A 23,155-nucleotide genomic window follows, 5' to 3' on the forward strand; every position below is an offset into this window, starting at 1 on the left:
ATCCGGCCCGGGGCCGCCGCGGTCCCCGGGCCGGACGGCGTCCGCTCAGGAGCGGGTGAAGGTCCACTCGTGGTTGTTCTGGTTCTCGGGCGCGCAGGGCCAGATGATGAGCTGGCGCTCCTTCTCGCTGTTGCTGTAGGAGTCCAGGCACTGGTTGTTGCTGGCGGCGTTGCGGATCCAGAATTTGCCGTCGGCCCGCTTGTCCAGCCACCAGAGCTGGTTGTCCCCGGTGGTGCCGTTGCAGGGGTACTCCGTGACCCCGGTGGCCCCGCCGACGCCCCCGTTGCCGGGGAGGTCAAGGCACATGCCGTCCATGACGTTGCGGATCTGGAAGAGCGGCACCCCGCCGGGTCCCGCCGTGGCGTAACGCTGCTCCACGGTCCACAACTGGTTGTCGTTGTTGGTGTTGTTGCAGGTGAAGTGGTGCACTTCGGTATCGGGGCGGCCGCTGGAGTAGCCGGGGATATCGACGCAGGTGCCGTTGGTGTTGTTCTTGATGAGGACCCGGGTCATGACGGAGGGCAGACTTCCGGATGTCTTCTTCTGTTTCTGCGGGGCGGTCCCCGCCCGGTCCGTGGTCTTCGCGCTTCCCGTGCCTCCGGTGCCGCCCGTGCCGCCCGTGCCGCCTTTGCCCCCGGTGCTGCCGGGGTCCGCCGTCTTCGCGCCGGGCGCGGGGTCCGGCGGGGCGGCCGGGGCGGCCTTCTCCGGCCCGGCGCCCTGATTCTTCGTCTCCGGCTCGGCGCTCGGCGCGGGCTTCGGCTTCCGCGGCGAGTGGGCGGGCGACTCGGCGACGAAGGCGCCGGCGGGATCGTCCTCGTCCATGAGGACGTTCTCGGCCGCTCCGGTGGTGACGGTCTTCTTCTCCTCGTCCTTGGAGAGCGCCATCACCAGCAGCGGGACGGCGACCAGAACGACGCCCACCATGGCGGCACCGGCCAGGACCGGTTTGCCGGGGCGTCCGGGCGCGGCGGCCCCGGGTCCCGCCGTGTCCCCGCCGGACCCGGCAGCCGCGGCGACACCACGGCGGGCGTCCGGTGCCGGGGCGGCGGCGGCCGCCGACCGGGCTTCGCCGCCCGTCCCGCTCGCGGCCCCGGCCCGTCCGCTGCCCTCGGCGCTCCCGGCCCGGGAGTTGTCCGCCGTCGCAGTGGTTCCGGCGGCCCCGGTGGTCCCGGAAGTCGCCATGGTCCCGGTGGTGGTGGCCGCGGTGGCCGTGGTGGCTGCACCGGACGCGGTGGGCTCGGTGGCCCGGTTCTCCTCGGCGGCGGCCTCCTCGGCGCCGGGACCGGCGCTGCGGGACGCCGTACTCCCCGTAGCCCCGGCAGTCCCGCCGGCCCGCGTGGCCCCCTCGGGTTCGGCCGAGCGGGCCGTTTCTCCGGTACCGGCCTCCGGGGTGACGGGTGCGGACTCCTCCTCCGCCGTTCCCGGGGCAGGTGCGGCGGAGGGCTTCCCCTCGCCCATCAGCCCGGCCGCGACGGCTTCGGCATCGGGGGCCGCAGCGGATCCGGCCGGCCGGCCGGCGGGTTCGCCCGATGCCTTGTTCTGGTCGGACATCTGCTTCTCCTCTGGTCCCGGAGTCGCTGCTCCGGGGCGATGCGGGTACGAGGGATCGGTTGGTGCCGGGGTCATGGCCGGTTCCGGCCGGGGTCCCGCCGCGGCCCGGACAGGGGGGCCGGTACGGGTGCCAGGGGGCCCGCCGCCCGGAGATGTCCGGCGAGCCGGGCCGGGTCGGTGCCTTCGCGGCCGGTGAGGGCCCGGGCCAGTGTCGCGTGCAGCAGTTGCCGCCCGGACACCGTGAGGGTGCCGAGCAGTACGTCGTGGACCAGTTCCGGGAGCCGGTAGTGCCCGGCGAGCGGGTCGCCGTGGTCCGGATACCAGAGCAGCAGCCCCGCGGTGACAGCGTTATCAACGAGCACCGGAAGCCGGTCGGCGGCCAGGCCGGGAAGGTCCGCGAGCAGTCCGAGGTCCAGCCGCCCGCCGTCGGCCGCGGTGTGGGCGAGGACCGAACGGGCCTCCGTGGACAGGCCGGCCAGCCGGTCGTGGACGATGGAGCCGACCGCGGCAGGCACCCTGGCACCCGGCCCGGTCCGCAGGCCCGGCGCGAGCGCCAGCAACTCCGCGAGGACGAACGGATTGCCCGCCGCGCGACGGTGCAGCGCCCCCGCCTCGCCCGGATCCTCCCCGCGCTCCGTCAGCAGCCGGGCCACGTCCCCGGCGGCCAGCGGCTCCAGATGCAGCCAGGCGGTGCCGAGTCTGGCGAGATCGGCGAGCAGTCCGCTGATCTCCGGTGTCCCGGTGTCGCGGAGCGCGCAGACCACGGCGGCCGGGGTGTTCCGCAGCAGAGCGGCGAGCCGGCGCAGCCGGGCACAGGACTCCGGTGTGGTCCCGTCCAGATCGTCGAGCAGGCACAGTACGGGCGCGCGGTGCAGTTCGCGGACGAGTGCCTCCACCGGATCCGGACCCGCCGTTCCCTTCTCGCCCCTCTCGTCCTTCTCATCCTTCTCACCGAAACCACCGAAACCACCAAAACCACCGGAACCACCGGAACCACCGGAACCACCGGGACAGCCGGGTCCCGGCTTCCGCCGCTCCAGCGCGTCCAGCAGCCGGAGTACGGGGCAGGACGGCGCGGCATCCGGCCCCCCGGCACCCGACCGGTCGCCGTGTACGCGGACCACGGCGATCCCGGACTCGGCGGCTCGCGCGGCCAGTTCGTCCAGCAGCCGGGTCTTGCCGGTGCCCGCCTCGCCGGAGACCACCGCCCACCGGGTGGCGCCCGCGGCCGCCTTCCGGAGCAGTTCTTCGAGCCGTGCGGTCTCCTCGGCCCGCCCGACGAGTGGCAGTCCCGCGGGGGCCGGTCCGGCGGGGGGAGTCCGGGACAACGGGGTACCGGTGAGCCGGTGCGGGCCGGGGGTCCCCAGCACGGGGCCCAGGACGCCGGTGTCGTGACGCAGCACGGCCAGGTGCAGTTCGCGCAGTCCGGGGCTGGGGTCCAGGCCCAGTTCGCGTGCCAGGAGGGAGCGGAACCGCTCGTACTGGCGCAGTGATTCCACGGGCCGCCCCGCCGTGTACAGCGCACGCATCAGCAGGGCCCAGGACGTCTCGCGCAGCGGGGCGTCGGTGGTGAGCCGCAGGGCGGCGGGCACGGCCCGGTCCGGGTCGGCCTGTTTGATGAGTACGGTGACCTGGAGTTCGCGGGCGTCCTGGCGTGCGGCGTCGAGCCGGGTTCGCTCCCGCAGGGCGAAGGCGTGATCGGCGGCCTCGCCGAGGGCCGGGCCGCGCCAGAGTCCGAGAGCCCGGTCGATCCGCTGCCGGGCCGGGTCCAGACGGCCCTCGTGCAGTGCGGTACGGGCCGCGAGTACCGCCTCCTCGAAGACGGCGGTGTCCCGCGCCTCGCGGGGGATCCGCAGGGCGTATCCGGCCCGGCTGCTGACCAGTACTCCGGAGCGGCCCCGGTGGCCCGGGTCGAGTGCCGACCGCAGGCGGCTGATATGGGCGCGTACCGACGACGCTGCGGCCGTGGGCTGGTCGCCCTCCCACAGGTCGCGGCAGATCTCGCCGAGGGAGACCGGATGGCCGTCCTGGATGAGCAGCCGGGTCAGCAGCACCCGGCGCTGCCGCGGACCCAGGTCCAGCACGGTGGCACCGCGCACGACCTCGACGGGGCCGAGCAGGCCGTACCGCAGCGGGGAACCGTCCTGGGTGTCCATGAAGATCCGGCCACCTCCAGATGGCGCCGTACGGAGCGGAGCGTACGGCGGGCAGACGAGCAGACGGGCAGGCGGTCAAGGAGCAACGGGAGTACGGGAGTTCCCTGCCGGAACCCCTGTTCCCACCGTCGCGCCCCGGCAGCCTACGTCATCCGGGTTACGGGCTCGGAACGGAATCGTTGCTGGTGCGGCGGTATCGGGGACGCCGTGGACCGTCCCGCGGAACGGTCGTTCCCGCCCCGTCCGGACGGCCGCCGGTTCCACCCCGCCCCACCCCCTTACTGTCGGGTAGTGACCCCGCTCGGGACCAGGCTCTCCCCGGGTGGGTACAGAACTGTGACACGGACCGGCCGGGGGTGCGCCCGAACGGGAACTCCCCCGCCGCCGGCTTCCGGCCGCGGAGCCGGTGATGCCACCTCGGACAAGTCGGCTCGTCCGGCCGTTTGGTTCCCGGCGGGGAACAGAATTCGGAGGTACGGGAAGCACGACCGGCGCACCGGATCATGGCGGCCCTTCGCCGCGCCCCTTTTCCCGGGGGCGGGAAGGGTGGGCCCTGGGTAGCCTTCCTACGGTATGCACGCACCGCTGTGCCCGAATTCTGGAGAGGTAATGACCCCCGAGATAGACGACGCCTTCGCCGCCATCAGGAGTGAGCACGGACCGGATTCCATCGTCCGGGTCGAGCAGATGCTGGCGGCGGGAAAAGGTGATCGCCATCCGCTGCAGAAGGGGGCGAAGTGGATCCTGCCGGGGATTTCCCAGCAGCCCTGGCACGATCCTTACGGCCATCCCGAGTTGGCGCCCGTGGTACACGCCCTCGAAGCGGACCACACCGCGATCAAAAAGGAGTTGGAGACCGCCTGGGAAGCCCGGCGGCAGGCCTTCTCCGATTACGAGCACTACCTCTCGCGCCAGTCGGACTGGCAGGCTCTCTATCTCTTCCGCAACGGCGGCCTGGTGAACGAGTCGGCCGATACGGTGCCGACCGCCTTCCGGATCCTGAAGGAAGAGGCGGTCGACACCGGAACCCTCTGCCCGCTGCTGGAGTGCCACTTCTCGACCCTGCTGCCCGGCGCGGCGATCGCCCCCCACTCCGATCTGTGGAACTTCAGCATCAACCTGCACCTGGCGGTCGACATCCCCGAGGAGTGCGGTATCACCGTCGCGGGCGAGACGCGGTCGTGGGAGGAGGGCAGGACCCTGCTCTTCGACTACTCCTTCGAGCACGAGGCGTGGAACCGGGGTACGCGTCCGCGTACCTGCCTGCTCGTCGACCTGTGGCACCCGGAGACCACCGTTCCCGAACGCAAGGCGCTCGTGGTGGCCATCACCGAGATCCGGAAGCTGATGGGCGAGGGATAGGGGCCGGAGGGCGCCGCGGCGACGCCCCCGCCCCCGGTGGTGTCCGCCCCTCCTCATACCCCCAGCGGTACGGTCACCGCGTCGACGACCACCCGGCCGGAGCTGCGGAACCACAGTTCGAACCGGACCCGGTCCCCAGCCTTCAGCTTCGGCGGGTCCATCACCATCACGTCCACGTCGTACGGAGTCATGGTCACCCGGCTCCGGGCCGGGATCGTGAGCGCGTCGAGCGGCTCCATGCGTCCCGCTCCGTCCTCCGTGACCCGCTGGCCCAGCATGGTGGACCGGAGTTCCGGGGAGGACACCGACGTCAGCACGTCGCCGGTGGGCCCGGTGTTGGTGATGTCGAAGAAGGCCGCGGTGCTCTCCGGGTTGGGGGGCACGAAGATACGGGCGTTGCTGACGCTGATCCGCGCCGGTGGTTCACCGGCCGCACCCGTTTTGGTGTAGGCGGTCAGCAGCATCAGGGCCGTCACGCAGGTGACCACGGGTACGTAGGCGGCGCTCAGCGCGCCGCCGGCCGCACGGCGCCAGGGCGGCGAGGTGTCTTCGCCGGGGCCGGTGGACGGGGCGCTGCTCATCGGATCTCCTTCAGGGAGGGAACGGTGCCGCTGTCCGCGGCGGGGGCCGGTGCCGGGCCGCCCTTCCCGCCGGCGGCGCGGTAGCCGCCTCCGGGGGGCGCATAGGTCCGCAGCCGCAGGCTGTTGGCGACCACGATGACCGAGCTGGCGGACATCGCCACGGCGGCGAACATCGGGTTGAGCCAGCCGGTGGCCGCCAGGGGAACGGTGACGACGTTGTATCCGAAGGCCCAGACGAGGTTGGCGCGGATGGTGCTCAGGGTCCGCCGGGTGAGCTGTACGGCCGCCACCACCGCCTGCATGTCCTCCCGTACGAGGGTGATGTCGGCGGCGCCGATCGCGGCGTCGGTGCCGCCGCCCATGGCGATGCCCAGATCGGCGGAGGCCAGGGCCGCGGCGTCGTTGACCCCGTCGCCGATGACCGCCACCCGGCGGCCCTCGTCCCGCAGCCGGGCGACGATGGCGGTCTTGCCCTCCGGGGTGATCTCGGCGTGGACCTCGTCGATGCCGACCTGCTCGGCCACCGCCCGGGCAGCGGCGGGGCCGTCGCCGGTCACCAGAATGGGCTCGATACCGAGCTTGCGCAGGTGTCGTACGGCGGCGTAGCTGGAGGGCCGCAGGGTGTCGCCGACCGCGAGGACGGCGACCGGGCGGCCGTCCTTCTCGACCACCACGGCGGTCCGGGCGGCGGTACGGGCCTCGTCCAGGGCCTGCCGGAGGACGTCCGGGAGCGTGCTGTCGGGTCGCGGGCGGCCCACGACGATGCCGACGCCGCCGACCCGGCCCTGGACACCGACTCCGGGAACGGCCCGGAAGCCGGTCACCGCCGGCATCGGACTGCCGTCCGCCGCCTGGCGGGCAGCAGCGGCGACCGCCCGGCCGATCGGGTGCTCGGAGCCGTACTCGACCGCCCCGGCCAGCCGGAGGATCTCGCCCGCGTCCTCCCCGGCGACCGCCGTTGTCGCGGCGAGGGTCATCCGTCCGGTGGTCAGGGTGCCGGTCTTGTCGAAGACCACGGTGTCGATATGCCGCAGCCGTTCCAGGGCTTCCGGTCCCCGGAGCAGGACGCCGAGCTGGGCACCCCGGCCGGTGGCGGCCATGAAGGCGGTGGGGGTGGCCAGACCGAGGGCGCAGGGGCATGCCACGACGAGGACGGCGACCGCCGCCGTCACGGCCGCCGACGCATGGGCGCCCGCACCGAGCCAGAACCCGAGGACCGTGCAGGCGACGGTCACGATCGCGGGTACGAAGACCCCCGCGACGGCGTCGGCCAGCCGCTGGATACGGGCCTTGCCCGCCTGTGCGTCGCTCACCAGCTTGGTGATCCGGGCGAGCTGGGTGTCGGCGCCGACCGCCGTGGCGCGGACCACGAGCAGCCCGCCGGCGTTGACGGCGCTGCCCACCACGGCCGATCCCGGCCCGACTTCCACCGGTACGCTCTCGCCGGTCACCAGGGACAGGTCCAGAGCGGAACTGCCGTCGGTGACCACGCCGTCCGTGGCGACCTTCTCCCCCGGCCGTACCAGGAACTCCTGTCCGACGCGGAGTTCGGAGACCGGGATCCGACGGCCCTGGTCCCCGTCCTTGACCTCGACGTCCTTGGCGCCGAGTTCGGCGAGCGCCCGCAGCGCCGATCCGGTGCCCTGCTTGGCGCGTTCCTCCAGACAGCGGCCGGCCAGGACGAACAGCGGCACGCTCACCGCGGCTTCCAGATACAGGTGCGCACCCGCGTCTCCCGCCTCGGGGATCAGGCTGAAAGGCATGCTCATGCCCGGCTCGCCCGCGCCTCCGAAGAACAGGGCGTACGTGGACCAGGCGAAGGCGGCCAGTACGCCGAGGGAGACCAGTGTGTCCATGGTCGCCGTGGCGTACCGCAGCCCCTTCACGGCCCGTTCGTGGAACGGCCACGCGCTCCACGCCACCACCGGGGCGGTCAGGGCGAAGCACAGCCACTGCCAGTAGGTGAACTGGAGGGAAGGGACCATGGAGAGCAGGAGCACCGGCACCGACAGCAACGCCGTGATCAGCAACCGGCCCCGCTCGCCGGCGCCCGCACCGGCCGTCCGCTGCTCGCCGTCCCCGTCCGCGCCCTGTTCCTCCAGGGGCGCCGGGAGTTCGGCGGTGTAACCGGCGCTCTCCACAACGGAGATCAACTGCTCGGGCGACACCGACTCGGGGTGGGAGACACGGGCCCACCCGGTGGCCAGGTTGACGGTCGCCGTCACACCTGCCACGCGGCCCAGCTTCTTCTCGACCCGGTTCACGCATGCGGCGCACGTCATGCCGCCGACCAGCAGATCGGTGGTCGCACCGGTCTCGTCGGCCGTACCGAGGTGATCGGCGGTGGTCATCGGCCCACCCGCACTTCGGCGCCGGCCGGACCGAGACCGTGCATCCCCGGCATCCCCGGCTTCTGCGAGTCCTCGGACGCCGGATCCGTACGGTGCATTCCCGGGGCCACCGGGCCCGCCATACGCCCCGCGGCGTACGACACCCCCGTCAATACCACGAGCAGGACCATGAACCCCAGTAAGGCCGGCGGAACGAAAAGACCGCGCTTCGACTTCTCCATGCACACATACGGTAGGGGGGTACGCGGCCGATAGCCCGACCCGGGCGTGTGACAAAAAACGTTCCCACCGCCGGGAACCAGCGACCCTCGCCGTCCGACTCTCTCTGGATAAGAGTTCATCCGCTGTTTTCAATTGCTGCACTCCATATCGTTTTCAACGATATCGAAGGCCGAGACAGTGGGTGGGGAAGGATGCCGAAACCAGCCATCCGGGGCGCGCTCGGATTCGCCAGGAAAGGCTGGAACTAGCAGGCACCGCCGCCCGACTTGTTGATCAGGGAAACCATCTCCGAACTGTCCGCATATGCCTCCGGCACGCACTTCGACCGCCCCGCACCCCCATCCACCTGCTATTTTCCGTTTCCACCTGCACGAACAACCCTCCCGGACGCCACAACCTCCTACGAAGAAGCGAAGGATCTTCACAACCAACTCGCAAGCCAGTCCGAAAGTGGAAGCCGAACGCTTGTGGCCCGTGCGGCCGGTGAGCCAAGATCCCGGAGTGATCACCGTCCTGTTCCAGGGGGCGGATTCTTAGGGGGAATCGTTCCGCAATGCCTGCAATGAATTCGCCGTCCGCTCCGTCCCGTCAGCGTCTCGGCTGGCCCCTCGTGGTCCTGGCCGCCGCGCAGCTGGTCATCTCCCTCGACTTCAGCATCGTGTACGTCGCCCTGCCCGGCATCGGCAGCGCGCTCGGCTTCTCGGGGCAGGACCTCCAGTGGGTGGTCAGCGCCTATGTCGTGACGACCGGCGGATTCCTGCTCCTCGGCGGGCGGGCCACCGATCTGCTCGGCCGGCGCCGGATCTTCATCGTCGCCGCACTGCTGTACGCGGTCTCCTCGCTGGTGGGCGGCCTGTCCGAGTCGGCAGGCGTGCTGATCGCGGTGCGCGCGGTGCAGGGCATCGGCGGTTCACTGCTCTTCCCCGCCGCTCTCTCCCTCGTCAACACCCTCTACGAGGAGGGCCCCGTCCGTAACCGGGCGCTGGCCGCGTGGGGGGCCGCCGGGGCCGGCGGGCTCTGCTTCGGCTCCCTGCTGGGCGGGGTGCTCGTCGACGCCTTCGGCTGGCCCGCGGTGTTCCTCGTCAACGTCCCGCTGGCAGGTGCCATAGCCGTGGCCGGAGCGTTGCTCTTCCCCGCGGACGGCCCCCTGCCCCGGCAGCGGAACTTCGACCTCCCGGGCGCCCTGACCGCCACGGCGGGCATCACGCTCCTCGTCTTCGTCCTGATCCATGCGCCGGAGGCCGGCTGGGGCAGCCGCAGCGTCCTCGTCTGCACGGCCCTCTCGGTGATCTCGCTGTCCCTGTTCGTCCTCGTCGAGGCCCGGACCCGGGCCCCGCTGACGCCGGGGCATCTGTTCCGCCACCGCGGTCTGCTGGGCGCCATGGCGCTCACCGCGCTGTTCAGCGCCACATTCAGCTCGCTGCCGTTCTTCCTGACCCTCTACTTCCAGACGGTGCACGGCTACAGCGCCATGGCCACGGGCGCCGCCTTCCTGGTGCCCGCCGTCGTCGTCGCCGCCGGGACGAAGGCCGGCGAAAGAGCCGTGGCCCGGCTCGGCGTGCGGTCCATGCTGCTGGGAGCCATGGCGACCGGCGCCGTCGGCGCGCTCCTCCTCGGCCTCGCATTCCACGCCGACGGCTCGTATCTCCGGCTGCTGCCGGGGATCGTGCTGATGAGCCTCGGGCAGGGTGCCACCTGGACCGGGATGTGGATCGTCGCATCGACCGGTATCCCCGCCGAGGACCAGGGCATTGCCTCGGGACTGGCCTCCACCACACTTCAGGTGGGCGGCGCCGTCGGCCTCGCCGTCCTGGTGGCCGTCGCCGGCACCGGCAGCCCGGACCTGACGTCCGCCGATCTCCTGAACGGGATCCGGGACGCCGTCTACGTCATCACCGCCGGTATCTGTCTGGGCGCCGTGGCCCTGCTCGCCGTGCGCCGGCAAGCGAACGTCTGAGCAGGCCGGTCCCCCTCTTTTCTTCCCTGTTCCGGACCTGCCGCCACCATGCCCGGAGACCTAGGAGCCCTTGTGTCCAGCACCCTTGACCGACCATTCAGCCTGCCCGCACCCCCTGCCCCGCCCCATGGCCGGGCCGCCGTCCTCTGCGGGCTCGCAGGCTGGCTTCCGCCGCGTGTCGTGACCAACGAAGAGCTGTCCCAGCGGCTCGACACCAGCGACAACTGGATCAGGACCCGCACCGGAATCGGCCGACGCCACTTCGCCGAACCCGGCCAGGCCACCTCGGACCTCGCCGTGGAGGCGGGCCGGCGGGCCCTGCGGTCCGCGGGTGCGACGGACGTGGACGCGGTCGTCGTCGCCACGACCACCCCGGACCGCTCCTGCCCCGCGACCGCCCCGCTCGTGGCCGACCGGCTCGGGCTGGTGGGAGCTGCGGCCTTCGACATCAGCGCCGTCTGCACCGGATTCGTCTACGGACTGGCCTCCGCCGCGGGTCTGATCGCGGCAGGGGTGGCCGAACGCGTCCTGCTGATCGGCGCGGACACCTACTCCACGATCGTCGACCCGGACGACCGGACCAACGCGATCATCTTCGGGGACGGAGCCGGAGCCGTCGTCCTGCGCGCCGGTCACGCCGGTGAGCCCGGCGCCGTCGGCCACTTCGACCTCGGCAGCGACGGCACCGGCGAGGAACTGATCATGGTGCCTGCCGGTGGTTCGCGGCAGCGTTCGGCCTCCCGTCTCGCCGCCGCTCAGGACCACTACTTCGCGATGCGCGGCAAGGAGGTCTTCCGGCACGCGGTCACCCGGATGACGGCCTCCGCCCGCGCCACCCTGACCCTGGGCGACCGCAAGGTCGAGGACATCGACCGCATCGTCCCCCACCAGGCCAACCTGCGGATCCTCCGCTCGGTGGCCGAGGACCTCGGACTACCCCCGGAACGACTGGTGACCAATGTCGAATCCGTGGGCAACACCGGCGCCGCGTCCATTCCGCTCGCCCTGGCGGACGCGGTGGCCCGGAACACCATCCACGCGGGCGAACACGTGCTGCTCACCGCGTTCGGCGGCGGTCTCACCTGGGGGTCCTGCCTCCTGACGTGGCCCGGTCTCGCCGGAACCGATCATCCGTACGACACAGGAGGAACGCAGAAGCCATGAGCGCCACCACCTACGACCGACTGGTCGACATCGTGACGAAGCTGCACGACGCTCCGGAGGACCGGATCAGCCCGGACGTCACCTTCGCCCAGCTCGACGTCGACTCTCTGACGATGGTCGAGATCAGCATGCGCATCGAGCGCGAACTCGACGTCCACATCGACGACAACGAGCTGGAGGCCGACCTCACGCTCGACGCGACCACCAAGCTCATCGACGCGAAACTCGCCGCCTGAGCGCCACTGCCCCGGCACCGCTGCCACCACCTCTACCGAGAGCAGGGATCATGCAGATCAAGGAAGTCACCGGCAAGGAAATCGGCGCCACGGTCGAAGGGTTCGACTACGCCACCGCCTCCGCGGCGGACATCGAGGCCATCAAGACGGCCGTCTACACCAAGAAGATCGTCGTCCTGAAGAACCAGCACCTGGAGCCCCAGCAGTTCCTCAAGCTCGGCCAGGCGTTCGGCCGTCCCGAGACCTACTACGAGCCGATGTACAAGCACCCCGAGGTCGAGGAGATATTCGTCTCCTCGAACGTACCCAAGGACGGCAAGCAGATCGGCGTCCCCAAGACCGGGAAGTTCTGGCACGCCGACTACCAGTTCATGCCCGACCCCTTCGGTCTGACGTTCATCTACCCGCAGGTCATCCCGGAGAAGAACCGGGGAACGTACTTCATCGACATGGGCAAGGCGTACGAACAGCTCTCCGACGACCTCAAGAAGGAGGTCGCGGGCACCTACTCCCAGCACTCGGTGCGCAAGTACTTCAAGATCCGTCCGACGGACGTCTACCGGCCCCTCTCGGAGATCATCGAGGAGGTCGACACCAAGACCCCGCCGGTGCTGAAGCCCAGCACCTTCGTCCACCCCATGACCGGCGAAACGATTCTCTACAACAGCGAGGGCTTCACCGTCGGTATGCAGGACGAGCACGGCAGGCCGCTGGAGACCGACCTCCTCGACCGGCTCTTCGAGGCGACCGGCCAGCTCGACGACGACTTCGAGCATGCCAACATCCACCTCCAGACCTTCGAGAAGGGCGACCTCCTGGTCTGGGACAACCGCAGTCTGATCCACCGCGCCCGGCACACCACCACCCCGGAGCCCGTCGTCTCCTTCCGGCTGACCGTGCACGACGCACGCAAGCTGTACGACGAGGCCGTCTGAGATGCCGGCGCCCGTCCGGCACAAACCTCCGGCGCAGGACTACGGTAACGACGAAGAACTGCTGCCCCTGGTGCTGCGGCCGTACAAGCCGCACTGCAAATACCTGAAATCCGCTGCGGTGAGCACCCGGTCCAGCCTGGTGTCGGCGCGCTGCGAACTGGCCATCCCGGAGTCCTGCTACATCGACGACACCGGCCATCTCAACGCCGTCGAAGTCAACATCAGCTACAACCAGATGATGTACTACACCGTCGCCAAGGCGGTGCAGGAAGGACTCCTGGAGGAGTTCGCCGGCTGGTCGATGGACGACTACTGGCGCCATCAGCTGCCGGATATCCTCATCGCCCGCTTCAGCGGCAGCTTCCGCCGCCCCATCAACGCGCGTTCGTTCTTCGGCGAGATCGAGTTCCTGTCCGTGGAGCGGCGCTCGCCGGGCGGCGAGCCGCTGCTCCTCGCCGAAACCGCATACCGGTACTGGGACGACGCCGGCGGGCGCTGCGACGGCGCGGTGAAGCTCGCATTCGTCAACGCTCCGTAGGCCCCGTCCGGTAAGCCCCGCCGTCCGCCCGCGGGCGGACGGCGTCACTCTCCGGACCCGCCCCGGCAGCAGGACGACCTCACCCCGGCGTGCCGCCGCCCCCATCCGGTGGCGGCACGCCGCCCGGCAGACCGACCAGACCGACCAGACCGACAGCACCGAGAGGCAGACCCGCCCATGGCCGAACCGTCCGCGCCGGGGACACCCGGCGACAGGCTGCACCACCCCCAGCTCGAAACCCTCGTGGACACCGCGCGCTTCCACGCCGCCCGGAGCCCGCAGGTCACCGCGGTCGTCTGCGAGGAACGCGAGCTGACGTACGCCCAGCTGCACCGGGAGAGCAACCGCATCGCCCATGCCATCCGGGCGGCGGGAGCGGCGCCCGGCGCCCGGGTCGCCTATCTGGGCAAGGAGTCCGAGCACTACTACGAGATCCTCTTCGCCTGCGCCAAGAGCGGGACCGTTCTGGTGCCCATCAACTGGCGGCTGACCGCTCCCGAGGTCAGCCATATCCTCCAGGACTCCGGCAGCGACCTGCTCTTCCTGGAGGACGAGTTCGGCAGCGTCCTCGACCGGCTGCCCACCGCCCCGCCGAAAACCGTCGTCCGGCTGGGTACGGAGGACGGCCTGGCCGCCTGGAAGGCGGACCACCCGGACACCGAACCCGCCTCCTCCCCCACCCCGGACACCCCGGTCGCCCAGCTCTACACCAGTGGGACCACCGGCCTGCCCAAGGGAGTCGTCCTCGCCCACCGGAGCTTCTTCGCCATCCGCAACGCCCTGGCGAGCGAGCGGCTCGACTGGATCGACTGGCGGGCCGGCGACGTCGCCCTGGTCGGCATCCCCGGATTCCACGTCGGCGGCCTGTGGTGGGCCACCCAGAACTTCAACGCGGGCGTGACCGTGGTCTCGATGCGGACCTTCTCGCCCCGGGACGCGATCGGCCTCGTCCGCGACCGGGGCATCACCACCGCGTGCGTGGTCCCCGCCATGCTCCGCATGATGCTGGCCGAGCCCGGTGTGCAACCGGGCGACTTCACCACCCTCCGTAAGATCGTCTACGGCGGGTCCCCGATCTCCGAATCCCTCCTCGAAGAGAGCCTCGCCCTGTTCGGCAGCGAGTTCGCCCAGATCTACGGCCTGACCGAGACCGGCAACACCGCCGTCTGCCTGCCGCCCGCCGACCATATCCCCGGCCATCCCCGGATGAAGGCCGCTGGACATCCGTACCCGGGGCTCGGCAGCAAGGTCGTCGACGGGGACGGCAAGGAGCTGCCGGCGGGCGCCGTCGGTGAGATCTGCCTCGCCACCCCGGCCCATATGACCGAGTACTGGGGTCTGCCCGCCAAGACGGCCGAAACCCTCGTCGACGGCTGGATCCACACCGGCGACGCCGGATACATCGACGACGACGGCTATATCTTCATCCAGGACCGCATCAAGGACGCGATCCTCGTCGCGGGCGAGAACGTCTATCCCGCCGAGATCGAGAACGTCCTGGAGCGCCACCCCGGGGTGGCGGAGGCGGTGATCGTGGGCGCGCCCGACGAACGGTGGGGCGAGAAGGTCCATGCCTTCGTCGTGCCCGTGCCCGGGAACCGGCCCGCCCCGCGGGACCTGCACCGCTTCCTCGTCGACCGGCTTGCCGCCTTCAAGCTGCCCGCGGCCTACGAGTTCATCGAGCACGTCCCGCGGAATCCCAGCGGCAAGATCCTCCGCCGGGAACTGCGCGACCGCTTCTGGAGCGACGCCGACCGCAAGGTCAACTAAGGGCTGTCCCGTCCGGGCGGCCTTCGAGGACGCCCTCCCCTGCGGCTACCAAGAGAGAACACCATGCCTGAGCCCCTGACGCCGGCCGCCTTCCGCGCGGACCTGGCGGAGTTCCTTCATCAGCACCCCGACGAAGTCGACCTGGACGAGAGCCCCCTGGACGCGGGCCTGGACTCGCTGCGCATCACCACCCTCGCCGAACGATGGCGGAGCGCCGGTGCGGAGGTGAGCTTCGTCGAACTCGCCGAACGCACCACCTTCGGCGAGTGGTGGCAGCTCCTCTCCGAACGCCAGGGGGGAGCGGCTCATGCCGACGCCTGATCCGAGCGCCGAGCGCCGTCCCCTCCTCGCGGCCCAGGAAGGCGTCTGGACCGGACACCTCCTGGATCCCGAGAGCCCCGCCTACAACACCGCCGAATATGTGCACATCCACGGCCCGGTGGACCCGACGGTGTTCGAGAAGGCCCTCCGCCACGCCGTGGCCGAGACCGAGGCCCTGAACGTCCGCTTCGTCACCGACGAAACGGGCCGGCCCTGGCAGGTGAGCGCCCCCGATCTCCGGTGGGATCCGCACCTCGTCGACCTCACCACCGCCGCCGACCCGCACCGGGCCGCCCTCGCCTGGATGGCGCAGGACCTCGACCGCCCCCTGGACCTGGAGCGCGACCCGGTCTTCGGGCATGCCCTGCTGCGCACGGCCCCGGACGAGTTCCTCTGGTACCACCGGGTTCACCACATCGCCCTCGACGGTTTCGGCCTCTCCCTGGTCGCCCGCCGTGTGGCGGAGGTGTACACGGCCCTGGTGGGGGACGCTCCGCTCGGCGAGAGCGGTTTCGGCACCCTGGAGTCGGTACGGGAGGAGGAGGCCGCCTACCGCGGTTCGGAGCGGATCGCGAAGAACCGCGCCTACTGGACCGAGCGTTTCGCGGACCGCCCGGCGGTCCCCAGCCTCACCTCCCGGCAGGCCCTGCCGGCCCGTACCTTCCTGCGCCGCGTCGTCGATCTGGATGCCGCGGAGACGGAACGGCTCCGTGCCGTCGCCGGCGAACTCTCGGTGACCTGGTCCGATGTTCTGCTCGCCGTCACCGCCGCCTATATCCACCGGGTCAGCGGCGCCCCCGAGGTCGTACTGAGCCTGCCGTCCATGGGACGACTCGGTTCGGTTTCCCTGCGGGTGCCGTGCATGGTCCGCAACATCCTGCCCCTGCGTATCGCGGTCGGGGAGGAGGACGGGCTGCGGGACCTGGCCGTCAGGGTGGCCACGGAGCTGCGGGCGGCCCGGCCGCACCAGCGGTACCGCTACGAGCAGCTCCGGCGGGACCTGAAGCTGGTCGGCGGCAAGCGGCGGCTGTCCGGGCCGGGTGTGAACATCATGCCGTTCGAGTACGACCTCCGGTTCGCCGGTCTGCGCAGCACGGTCCACAACGTGTCCGCGGGGCCCGTCGACGACCTGGCGGTCAATGTGTACGACCGGGCCGAGGGCGCGGGCCTGCGCATCGCGTTCGACGCCAACCCCGGCCTCTACGACGAGGCGGAGCTGGCCGGGCACGAGCGGGGGCTGCTGGCGCTGCTCCGCGAGGCCCTGGCCGCACCCGACCGGGCGATCGGGCAGCGCCCGTGCACCGTTCTGGACGGTGGGCCGCTGCCCGGACCGGCCCGTCCGGTGCTGGGCCTCATCGCGGACCACGCGGCCCGGCGGGGTGGTGCCACGGCCGTCGAGTACGACGGGCGGACCATCACCTACGCCGAACTGTTCGGCTCCGCGCGGCAGCTCGCCCGCAGACTCGCCGCCCGCGGCGTCGGCCCCGGTGCGGTCGTGGCCGTCGCCCTGCCGCGCGGTATCGACGCCGTCACCGCCGTCCTCGGCGTCCTGCTGTCGGGCGCCGCGTACTGCCCGCTCGACCCCGGTGCCCCGGAGGCGAGGACGCAGTCGCTCCTGGACAGCTCCCGGCCCGCGCTGATCCTCACCGACACGGCGCACGGAACGCGTTACGCGGGCCGGCCCGCCCTGCTGCTCGACGCCCCCGGCGACGACGCCGAAGCGCCGATCGCCCCGGCCGCGACGGCGGACGATCTCGCCTATCTCATCCACACCTCGGGCTCCACCGGCCGGCCGAAGGGCGTGGAGATCAGCCACGGCGCGCTGGCCGCGTTCGTCTCCGGCGGCACGCACCGCTACGGTCTGGGCCGCGACGACCGTGTCCTGCAGTTCGCTCCCCTGCACTTCGACGCCAGCGTCGAGGAGATCTTCCTGACCCTCTGCACGGGCGCCACCCTGGTCGTACGCACCCCCGAGATGACCGAGTCGGTACCGCAGTTCCTGCGGGCGGTCGACGGGCTGCGGATCAGTGTCCTGGACCTGCCGACGGCGTACTGGCACGAGCTGGCCTACGCGCTCTCCACGGGTACCGCTCCGCTGCCCGGCGGGGTGCGTACCGTCATCATCGGCGGGGAGGCCGCGCTGCCCGAACGGGTCGACCGCTGGCGGAAGGCGGTCGGCACCTCGGTACGGCTGTTCAACACCTACGGTCCGACCGAGGCGACGGTCGTCGCCACGGTCGCCGCACTCCACGAAGTGCCCGCAGAGCCCGGTGACGTACCGATCGGACGGCCGCTGCCCGGTATGCGCGCGGCCGTCGTCGGCGGCGAGCTGCACCTCATCGGCGACGCGCTGGCCCTGGGCTACCGCGGCGCGGACGCCCCGGACGACGCCCGGTTCACCCTGCTCCCCCAGCTCCCCGGCAGTCCGAGGGCCTTCCGTACTGGCGATCTGGTGCGTATCGGGGAGGACGGGCAGCTGCGGTTCCTGGGCCGGGCGGACGACGAATTCAAGATCAGCGGACATCGGGTCCACCCCTCCGAGGTCGAGGCCGCCCTCCTCGCCCTGCCGCGGGTCCGTGAAGCCGCGGTCGTGGGCCAGGTCCTGCCGGACGGCACCCGCCGGCTCGCCGCGCACATCGTCGCGGAGGAGCCCCGGCCCACGGCCGGCGAGGTACGGGAAGAGCTGCGGAAGGTCCTTCCGGCGGCGATGGTCCCGTCGGCCGTGGAGTTCACCGACCGGCTGCCCCGTACCAGCACGGGGAAGATCGACCGGAAGAGTCTCAGCACGGTCGTGGCGGAGCAGTCGGGCCCGGCGGAGGAGACGGGCGGCCTGGTGTCGGCCATCACCCGTATCTGGTCGCAGATCCTGGGCGTGGAACGGATGACACCCGAGGACGACTTCTTCGACCTCGGTGCCCAGTCGCTCCAGGCGATCCAGGTGGCCAACCGGCTCGGTGCGGAGCTGCAGCAGGAGGTCCGCGTGGCCTGGCTGTTCGAACATCCGACGGCCGCCGATCTCGCGCACCGTCTGGAGCGCCGCGAGGATGCTCCGGCTGCCGCGGCCGCTCAGTCGGCGCAGTTCGCGACCCTGGTGGCCGATGCCGTACTGGACGACGACATCCGGCCCGGTGCCGCGCGCCGCACGGACGGGGCACCACGCCGGGTGCTGCTGACCGGCGCCACCGGTTTCGTGGGCCCCCATCTGCTCGCCGAACTGCTGAGGGCCACCGACGCCGAGATCGTCTGCCCGGTACGGGCGGCGACCCCGGCCGAGGCCGCGGACCGGATCCGGCAGGCCCTGGCGGCGCAGGAGATCCCGCTGCCCGCGGGCGCCGGACGGATCACCGCGGTCCCCGCCGACCTGTCCCGCCCGGACCTGGGAATGGGCGCGGACCGACTGGCGGAGCTGGCCGAGACCTGCGACGCCGTCGTCCACAATGCGGCGACGGTCAGCATCATGCGCGACTACGGCAGCCTGCGCGCCGCCAACACCGACTCCACCCGGCTGCTGCTGCGTCTGGCGTCCGTACGGTCGATCCCGGTCCATCTGGTGTCGACCCTGTCGGTGGCCCCTCCCCGCAGCGGGAGTCCGGAGGTGCCCGAGGCGTTCTTCCCGGCACATCCGGGGCTGATCAGCGGCTACCAGCAGTCCAAGTGGGCGTCGGAGCGCCTGCTGGAGCAGGCCGCCGAACGCGGTCTGCCGGTCACCCTGCACCGGCTGGGGCGGGTGACGGGAGCGGCGGACACCGGCCAGGTGAACCGGCGGGACTTCCTCTGGAGCGTGCTGGCGTCCGGTATCCCCGCCGGTATCGTGCCCGAACTGTTCGACGCCGAGGTGTGGACCCCCGCGGACTACGTGGCCCGCGCCGTCGTACGGCTGTCTCTGACGGCAGCGCCCGGGACCGTGTTCAACCATGCGCCCGTCGCCCCCGTCCGGCTGGCCGACGTGTACGACTGGGTGCAGGAGTACGGCTACGCCGTCAAGCAGATACCCCTGTTGCAGTGGCGCAGGGAGCTGCCGCGCTCGGCCGACGTAGCGGCGACGACCGGAGCCTTCTTCGACTCCTTCACCGCCGACGACGACGCCGCCGAGCCGGAGCTGGGTCTCGGCCGGGTCCGGGCGGACAACGTGCTGCGCGGACTCGAAGGCACCGGTATCGCCTGCCGGGAAGCCGATCGAACACTGGTGTTCCGATATCTGGACCACTGCGTGAAAAACGGAATCCTGCCACCCCCCGGAGGACGGAACGTCTGATCCTTCCGGGAACTCCGGCCCGCCCCGCACCGACTACTTGAGCGGAGTCCTTCCCGTCCCAAGGAGATCGTGTGCAGACGAAACGGCCCGCAGCCGTGGTCCTGGCCGGCGTCCTGTGCCTGGCCGCCACGGCGTGCGGGGCCTCGTCGGCCCCGGCGGCCAAGTCCGCCGGGGGCGCGAGCGCCCCCGGCTATCCGGTCACGCTGGAGAACTGCGGCCGGACGACCACCTACACCAAGGCGCCCGACAAGGTGGTCGTCATGAACGGCGCTTCGGTCGCCGAGGTCTCGTCGCTGCTGGCGCTGGGACTCGGTGACCGCATCGTCGCGAACCAGCAGTCCTACGGCCGCTCCGAGGTCCCGGGCCGGGCCGCGGCCATCAAGAAGCTGTCCAACGGCGGCATCAAGCTCAACGACGCCTACGACGTTCCCCGCGAGGCGATGCTGGGCCTGGGCCCGGATCTGGTGCTGTCCACCACGTCGTACGGCTTCGACGCCAAGAACGGCTTCGCGACCCGCGACGACCTGAAAACGGTGGGCGCCCAGACCTATGTCTCGCCGCAGGGCTGTGACCAGGACACCTCCCGTATGACGATCGACGACAGCTATCAGCTGCTGCGCGACCTCGGGAAGATCTTCAACGTCGGCGACCGGGCCGAGAAGCTCATCTCCGCATCGAGCCGGCGGATCGACCAGGTGTCGGCGCGGGTGAAGGCCGAGAAGAAGCCCAATGTCATGGTGGTCTTCTCCAATATGAGCATGGGCGGCAACGACTTCAGCTCCATCGCGGCCCACGGGATCTGGAACGACATCCTCGCCAAGGCGGGCGGCAGCAACGCCTTCGCGACCGCTTCCACGACCGCCTTCGCCGACCTCAGCAAGGAGAAGGTCGCTGCCGAGCAGGTGGACGCCCTGGTGGTGATCAGCTACAACGACCCGGATCCCGAGGCGTACGCCCGTAAACTGCTTAAGGAGTTCCCCCAGTGGCCCGCCGCCAAGAACAAACGCTCCCTGGTGCTGTCCGATTCGATCTACCTCGGGCCCAGCAACGACCTGGCAGTGGCGGAGATCGCAAAGATGCTGCACCCGACGGGCTCCTGACCGGGCCGGGACGGCGCAAGCGGCCGAATCCCGCCCTCGTCCTGGTGGTGCTGGTGGCCGTGCTTCTGGTGGCCATGGTCCTGGCGATCAGCATCGGTGCCGTGACCGTACCGGTGGGCGACGTATGGCGGATCATCTGGCACCGCCTCACCGGCAGCGGGACGGTCACCGACCCTGCCATGGACCAGATCGTCTGGAACTTCCGTACTCCGCGTGTCGTCCTGGCGGCGCTGGTCGGCGCGGGGCTCGCCATCGCCGGAGTGGTGCTCCAGGCCGTCGTCGCCAACCCGCTCGCCGACCCGTACGTGCTGGGCGTCTCCTCCGGTGCGTCGCTCGGCGCGGTCCTTGTCATCACCCTCACCAGCGGCGCGCTCGGCGGCCTGGGAGTGTCGTCGGCGGCTTTCCTCGGGGCCGCGCTGGCTGCCGCGCTGGTCTTCTTCCTCGGCCGGAAACACGGGCGCCTCGCGCCGACCCGTCTGGTCCTGTCCGGTGTGGCCGTGGGCTATCTGTTCCTCGCCGCCACCAGCTACCTCCAGCTCCAGGCCACCCCCACCGAACTGCGCACGGTCATGTTCTGGATGCTGGGCAGCGTCGCCGGTGCGCAGTGGGGGCAGCTTCCCCTCGTGACCACCGTCGTCATCGCCACCACCGTGGTCCTGGCCCTCTTCGGCCGGCGGCTCAACGCCCTCCTCGTCGGCGACGAGTCCGCCACCGCCCTCGGAGTCGACGTACACCGGCTGCGCGCCGTGCTGCTGGCGCTGTCCTCACTGGTGACCGGGGTGGTCATCGCCGTCGCCGGCGGAATCGGCTTCGTCGGCCTGATGATCCCCCATCTGGTGCGCCTCACGACCGGCGCCGACCATCGCAGACTGCTCCCCCAGGCTGCCCTGGTCGGCGCCATCTACCTGGTCGTCGTCGATCTGCTCGCCCGCACCGTCCACCGCCCCAACGAACTGCCGCTCGGTATCCTCACCGCCCTGTTCGGGGCCCCCTTCTTCCTGTGGCTGCTGCGCCGCAACAAGAGCCTGGACACCGCATGAAGCTGACCGTCGAAGAGATCCACGTCGAACTCGGCCGGCGGCCGATCCTCCACGATGTGAACCTGGAGGCCGGGCCGGGCGATATCGTCGGCCTCATCGGCCCCAACGGCAGCGGCAAATCCACGCTGCTGCGCACCGTCTACCGTTCGCTGCGTCCCCACCGCGGTGTGGTGCGCGTGGACGGGGACGACGTCTGGGGGCTGAGCGCACGGAACGCCGCCCGCCGCACCGCGGCCGTCCTCCAGGACGCGGGCAGCAATCCGTCCGGCCTCTGCGTCACGGAGGTGGTGGCCCTCGGCCGCACCCCGCACCACGGGCTCGTCGGCCGCGACAGCGCCGAGGACCACGAGGCGGTGGACCAGGCCCTCGGCCTGTGCGGCATCCAGCACATGGCCGGACGCGACGTCACCTCCCTGTCCGGCGGCGAGCGCCAGCGTGTGCTGCTGGCGCGCGCCCTCGCCCAACGGCCGCGGCTCCTCGTCCTCGACGAGCTGACCAACCATCTCGACGTCCGTGCCCGCTTCGAACTCCTGGACCTCATCCGAGCGACCGGCATCACGACCCTCGCCGTTCTGCACGACCTCGATCTGGCGGCCCGGCTCTGCGACCATCTGGTGGCGCTCCACGCGGGCCGGGTGGTGGCCGCGGGCCCGGTCCTGGAGGTGCTGACGCCCGGTCTGCTGCGGGAGGTGTTCGGCGTGGCGGGCACCGCGGACCGTCACGCCGACGGCATCGTACGGATCACCTATGCGGCGCAGCCCCTCGCCCTGGAGCGGCTGTCGGAGGCCGGGGTCGGCTGACGGGGCGGTCGTACTGCGTCCCCCGGCGGACTTCGGCCGACGCCTCCGCGCTGTCGAGGCGTTCCACCAGGTGGAAGGCCATGTCGATACCCGCGGAGACACCCGCGCTGGTGACGATGGTGCCGTCGTCGACGTACCGTTCGGCGGCGCGGACGTCGATCGTGGGGTCCAGGGCCGCCAGTTTCCCGGTGTAGTCGCGGTGCGTGGTGGCGGGGCGGTCCCGGAGGAGCCCGGCCGCCGCCAGGACGAGGGAACCGGTGCACACGCTCGCCAGCAGCACCCCGCGACGGTGCAGTTCCCCCAGCCATTCCAGATGCGCGCCGTCGTCCTTCAGCGCGCGCGTGCCGTCGCCCCCGGGGTGGATCAGCACGTCGAGGGCGGGAGCCGCGGCCCGGTCGTGGTCCACGCCCAGGCGCAGTCCCTTGGCGCAGCGCACCCAGCCCTCCTCCGGGCCGACCGTGACCAGGCGGACGGGTGCCGTGGCGATATGGGCGGCCCAGAAGCCGAGGACCTCCCAGGGGCCGACGACATCGAGTTCCTCGGCGTCCTCGAACACGAACACGCCTACGGTCAGCGCCGACCCCTGATCCGGTGAGTTCACTGATTTCCCCTGCACGTCGAAGAGTTGGGGCATCACCTTGGCACGGGAGGCGGCGTCCGTCCCGGGCGGGCGAGCCGGAGAACCCGAAGGAATGAACTGCGCGCCGCGGTCCCGGCGCGTGGCGGTGCAGGGCATCGGCCCGGGTCCGCCCGGCGGGCCGGGGGGACCCGGGTGGGGCCCGGTGCGTGCCCGCGGCGGGGCGCGCACCGGGCCTC

17 protein-coding genes are annotated in these 23,155 nt (G+C 71.3%); 12 read left to right on the top strand and 5 right to left on the bottom strand.

All coding sequences use genetic code 11. The features are described from left to right. Positions 1-45: 45 nt before the first annotated feature. Both ACIQ9E_RS24055 and ACIQ9E_RS24060 read right to left on the bottom strand, forming a co-directional pair. Positions 46-1,551 carry an RICIN domain-containing protein gene (locus ACIQ9E_RS24055; RefSeq protein WP_403710191.1) on the bottom strand — a complete coding sequence of 502 codons (1,506 nt, stop codon included), beginning with the start codon at positions 1,549-1,551 and terminating at the stop codon, positions 46-48. 71 nt (positions 1,552-1,622) lie between these two features. Then, positions 1,623-3,707: a BTAD domain-containing putative transcriptional regulator gene (locus tag ACIQ9E_RS24060; protein ID WP_403710193.1), complete on the bottom strand. Its 2,085-nt coding sequence runs from the start codon at positions 3,705-3,707 to the stop codon at positions 1,623-1,625. Positions 3,708-4,316: 609 nt separating this feature from the next. On the opposite strand from ACIQ9E_RS24060, the gene ACIQ9E_RS24065 reads away from it, so the two are divergent. Continuing rightward, complete coding sequence (locus ACIQ9E_RS24065) at positions 4,317-5,069, top strand: aspartyl/asparaginyl beta-hydroxylase domain-containing protein (RefSeq protein ID WP_403710195.1); 753 nt, start codon at positions 4,317-4,319, stop codon at positions 5,067-5,069. Between the two features lie 53 nt (positions 5,070-5,122). Here the strand turns inward: ACIQ9E_RS24065 and ACIQ9E_RS24070 are convergent, their stop codons facing one another. Both ACIQ9E_RS24070 and ACIQ9E_RS24075 read right to left on the bottom strand, forming a co-directional pair. Continuing rightward, positions 5,123-5,650, bottom strand: a complete 528-nt coding sequence (locus tag ACIQ9E_RS24070) for a copper chaperone PCu(A)C (protein ID WP_403710197.1) — start codon at positions 5,648-5,650, stop codon at positions 5,123-5,125. Beyond that, positions 5,647-8,001, bottom strand: coding sequence for a heavy metal translocating P-type ATPase (locus tag ACIQ9E_RS24075; protein ID WP_403710199.1), 2,355 nt, complete (start codon positions 7,999-8,001; stop codon positions 5,647-5,649). The genes ACIQ9E_RS24070 and ACIQ9E_RS24075 overlap by 4 nt, the downstream gene beginning before the upstream one ends. 784 nt (positions 8,002-8,785) lie before the next feature. Between ACIQ9E_RS24075 and ACIQ9E_RS24080 the strand changes: the two genes are divergently transcribed. The 11 genes from ACIQ9E_RS24080 to ACIQ9E_RS24130 all read left to right on the top strand — a co-directional run bounded on the left by ACIQ9E_RS24080 (position 8,786) and on the right by ACIQ9E_RS24130 (position 22,339). Continuing rightward, on the top strand, positions 8,786-10,180 hold the full coding sequence (locus ACIQ9E_RS24080; protein WP_403710256.1) for an MFS transporter: 1,395 nt from the start codon (positions 8,786-8,788) through the stop codon (positions 10,178-10,180). Between the two features lie 102 nt (positions 10,181-10,282). Beyond that, a complete protein-coding gene (locus ACIQ9E_RS24085; protein WP_403710258.1) occupies positions 10,283-11,344 on the top strand; it encodes a beta-ketoacyl-ACP synthase III in 1,062 nt (353 codons plus the stop codon). Then, entirely contained in the window at positions 11,341-11,580 is a 240-nt protein-coding gene (locus ACIQ9E_RS24090; RefSeq protein WP_403710201.1) for an acyl carrier protein, read from the top strand. Before ACIQ9E_RS24085 ends, ACIQ9E_RS24090 begins: the two co-directional genes overlap by 4 nt. A 50-nt stretch (positions 11,581-11,630) precedes the next feature. Further along, positions 11,631-12,515 (top strand): TauD/TfdA dioxygenase family protein, encoded by an 885-nt coding sequence (locus ACIQ9E_RS24095; RefSeq protein ID WP_403710203.1) that lies wholly within the window; start codon positions 11,631-11,633, stop codon positions 12,513-12,515. Between the two features lies 1 nt (position 12,516). Further along, on the top strand, positions 12,517-13,053 hold the full coding sequence (locus tag ACIQ9E_RS24100; protein ID WP_403710205.1) for an FcoT family thioesterase: 537 nt from the start codon (positions 12,517-12,519) through the stop codon (positions 13,051-13,053). Between the two features lie 177 nt (positions 13,054-13,230). After that, positions 13,231-14,823, top strand: a complete 1,593-nt coding sequence (locus ACIQ9E_RS24105; protein WP_403710207.1) for a long-chain-fatty-acid--CoA ligase — start codon at positions 13,231-13,233, stop codon at positions 14,821-14,823. Positions 14,824-14,886: 63 nt separating this feature from the next. Beyond that, complete coding sequence (locus ACIQ9E_RS24110; protein WP_389892318.1) at positions 14,887-15,144, top strand: phosphopantetheine-binding protein; 258 nt, start codon at positions 14,887-14,889, stop codon at positions 15,142-15,144. After that, on the top strand, positions 15,131-19,399 hold the full coding sequence (locus ACIQ9E_RS24115; protein ID WP_403710209.1) for an amino acid adenylation domain-containing protein: 4,269 nt from the start codon (positions 15,131-15,133) through the stop codon (positions 19,397-19,399). The genes ACIQ9E_RS24110 and ACIQ9E_RS24115 overlap by 14 nt, the downstream gene beginning before the upstream one ends. Before the next feature lie 71 nt (positions 19,400-19,470). Continuing rightward, positions 19,471-20,499, top strand: coding sequence for an ABC transporter substrate-binding protein (locus tag ACIQ9E_RS24120; RefSeq protein ID WP_403710211.1), 1,029 nt, complete (start codon positions 19,471-19,473; stop codon positions 20,497-20,499). A 74-nt stretch (positions 20,500-20,573) separates the two neighbouring features. After that, positions 20,574-21,539 (top strand): FecCD family ABC transporter permease, encoded by a 966-nt coding sequence (locus ACIQ9E_RS24125; RefSeq protein WP_403710260.1) that lies wholly within the window; start codon positions 20,574-20,576, stop codon positions 21,537-21,539. Continuing rightward, entirely contained in the window at positions 21,536-22,339 is an 804-nt protein-coding gene (locus ACIQ9E_RS24130) for an ABC transporter ATP-binding protein (RefSeq protein ID WP_403710213.1), read from the top strand. Before ACIQ9E_RS24125 ends, ACIQ9E_RS24130 begins: the two co-directional genes overlap by 4 nt. Here ACIQ9E_RS24130 and ACIQ9E_RS24135 read toward each other — a convergent pair. Next, entirely contained in the window at positions 22,281-22,940 is a 660-nt protein-coding gene (locus tag ACIQ9E_RS24135; RefSeq protein ID WP_403710215.1) for a DJ-1/PfpI family protein, read from the bottom strand. The two genes, ACIQ9E_RS24130 and ACIQ9E_RS24135, sit on opposite strands and share 59 nt — an antisense overlap. Positions 22,941-23,155: the final 215 nt, after the last annotated feature.

The organism is Streptomyces sp. NPDC094448 (assembly GCF_044763775.1).
Taxonomy (GTDB): domain Bacteria; phylum Actinomycetota; class Actinomycetes; order Streptomycetales; family Streptomycetaceae; genus Streptomyces.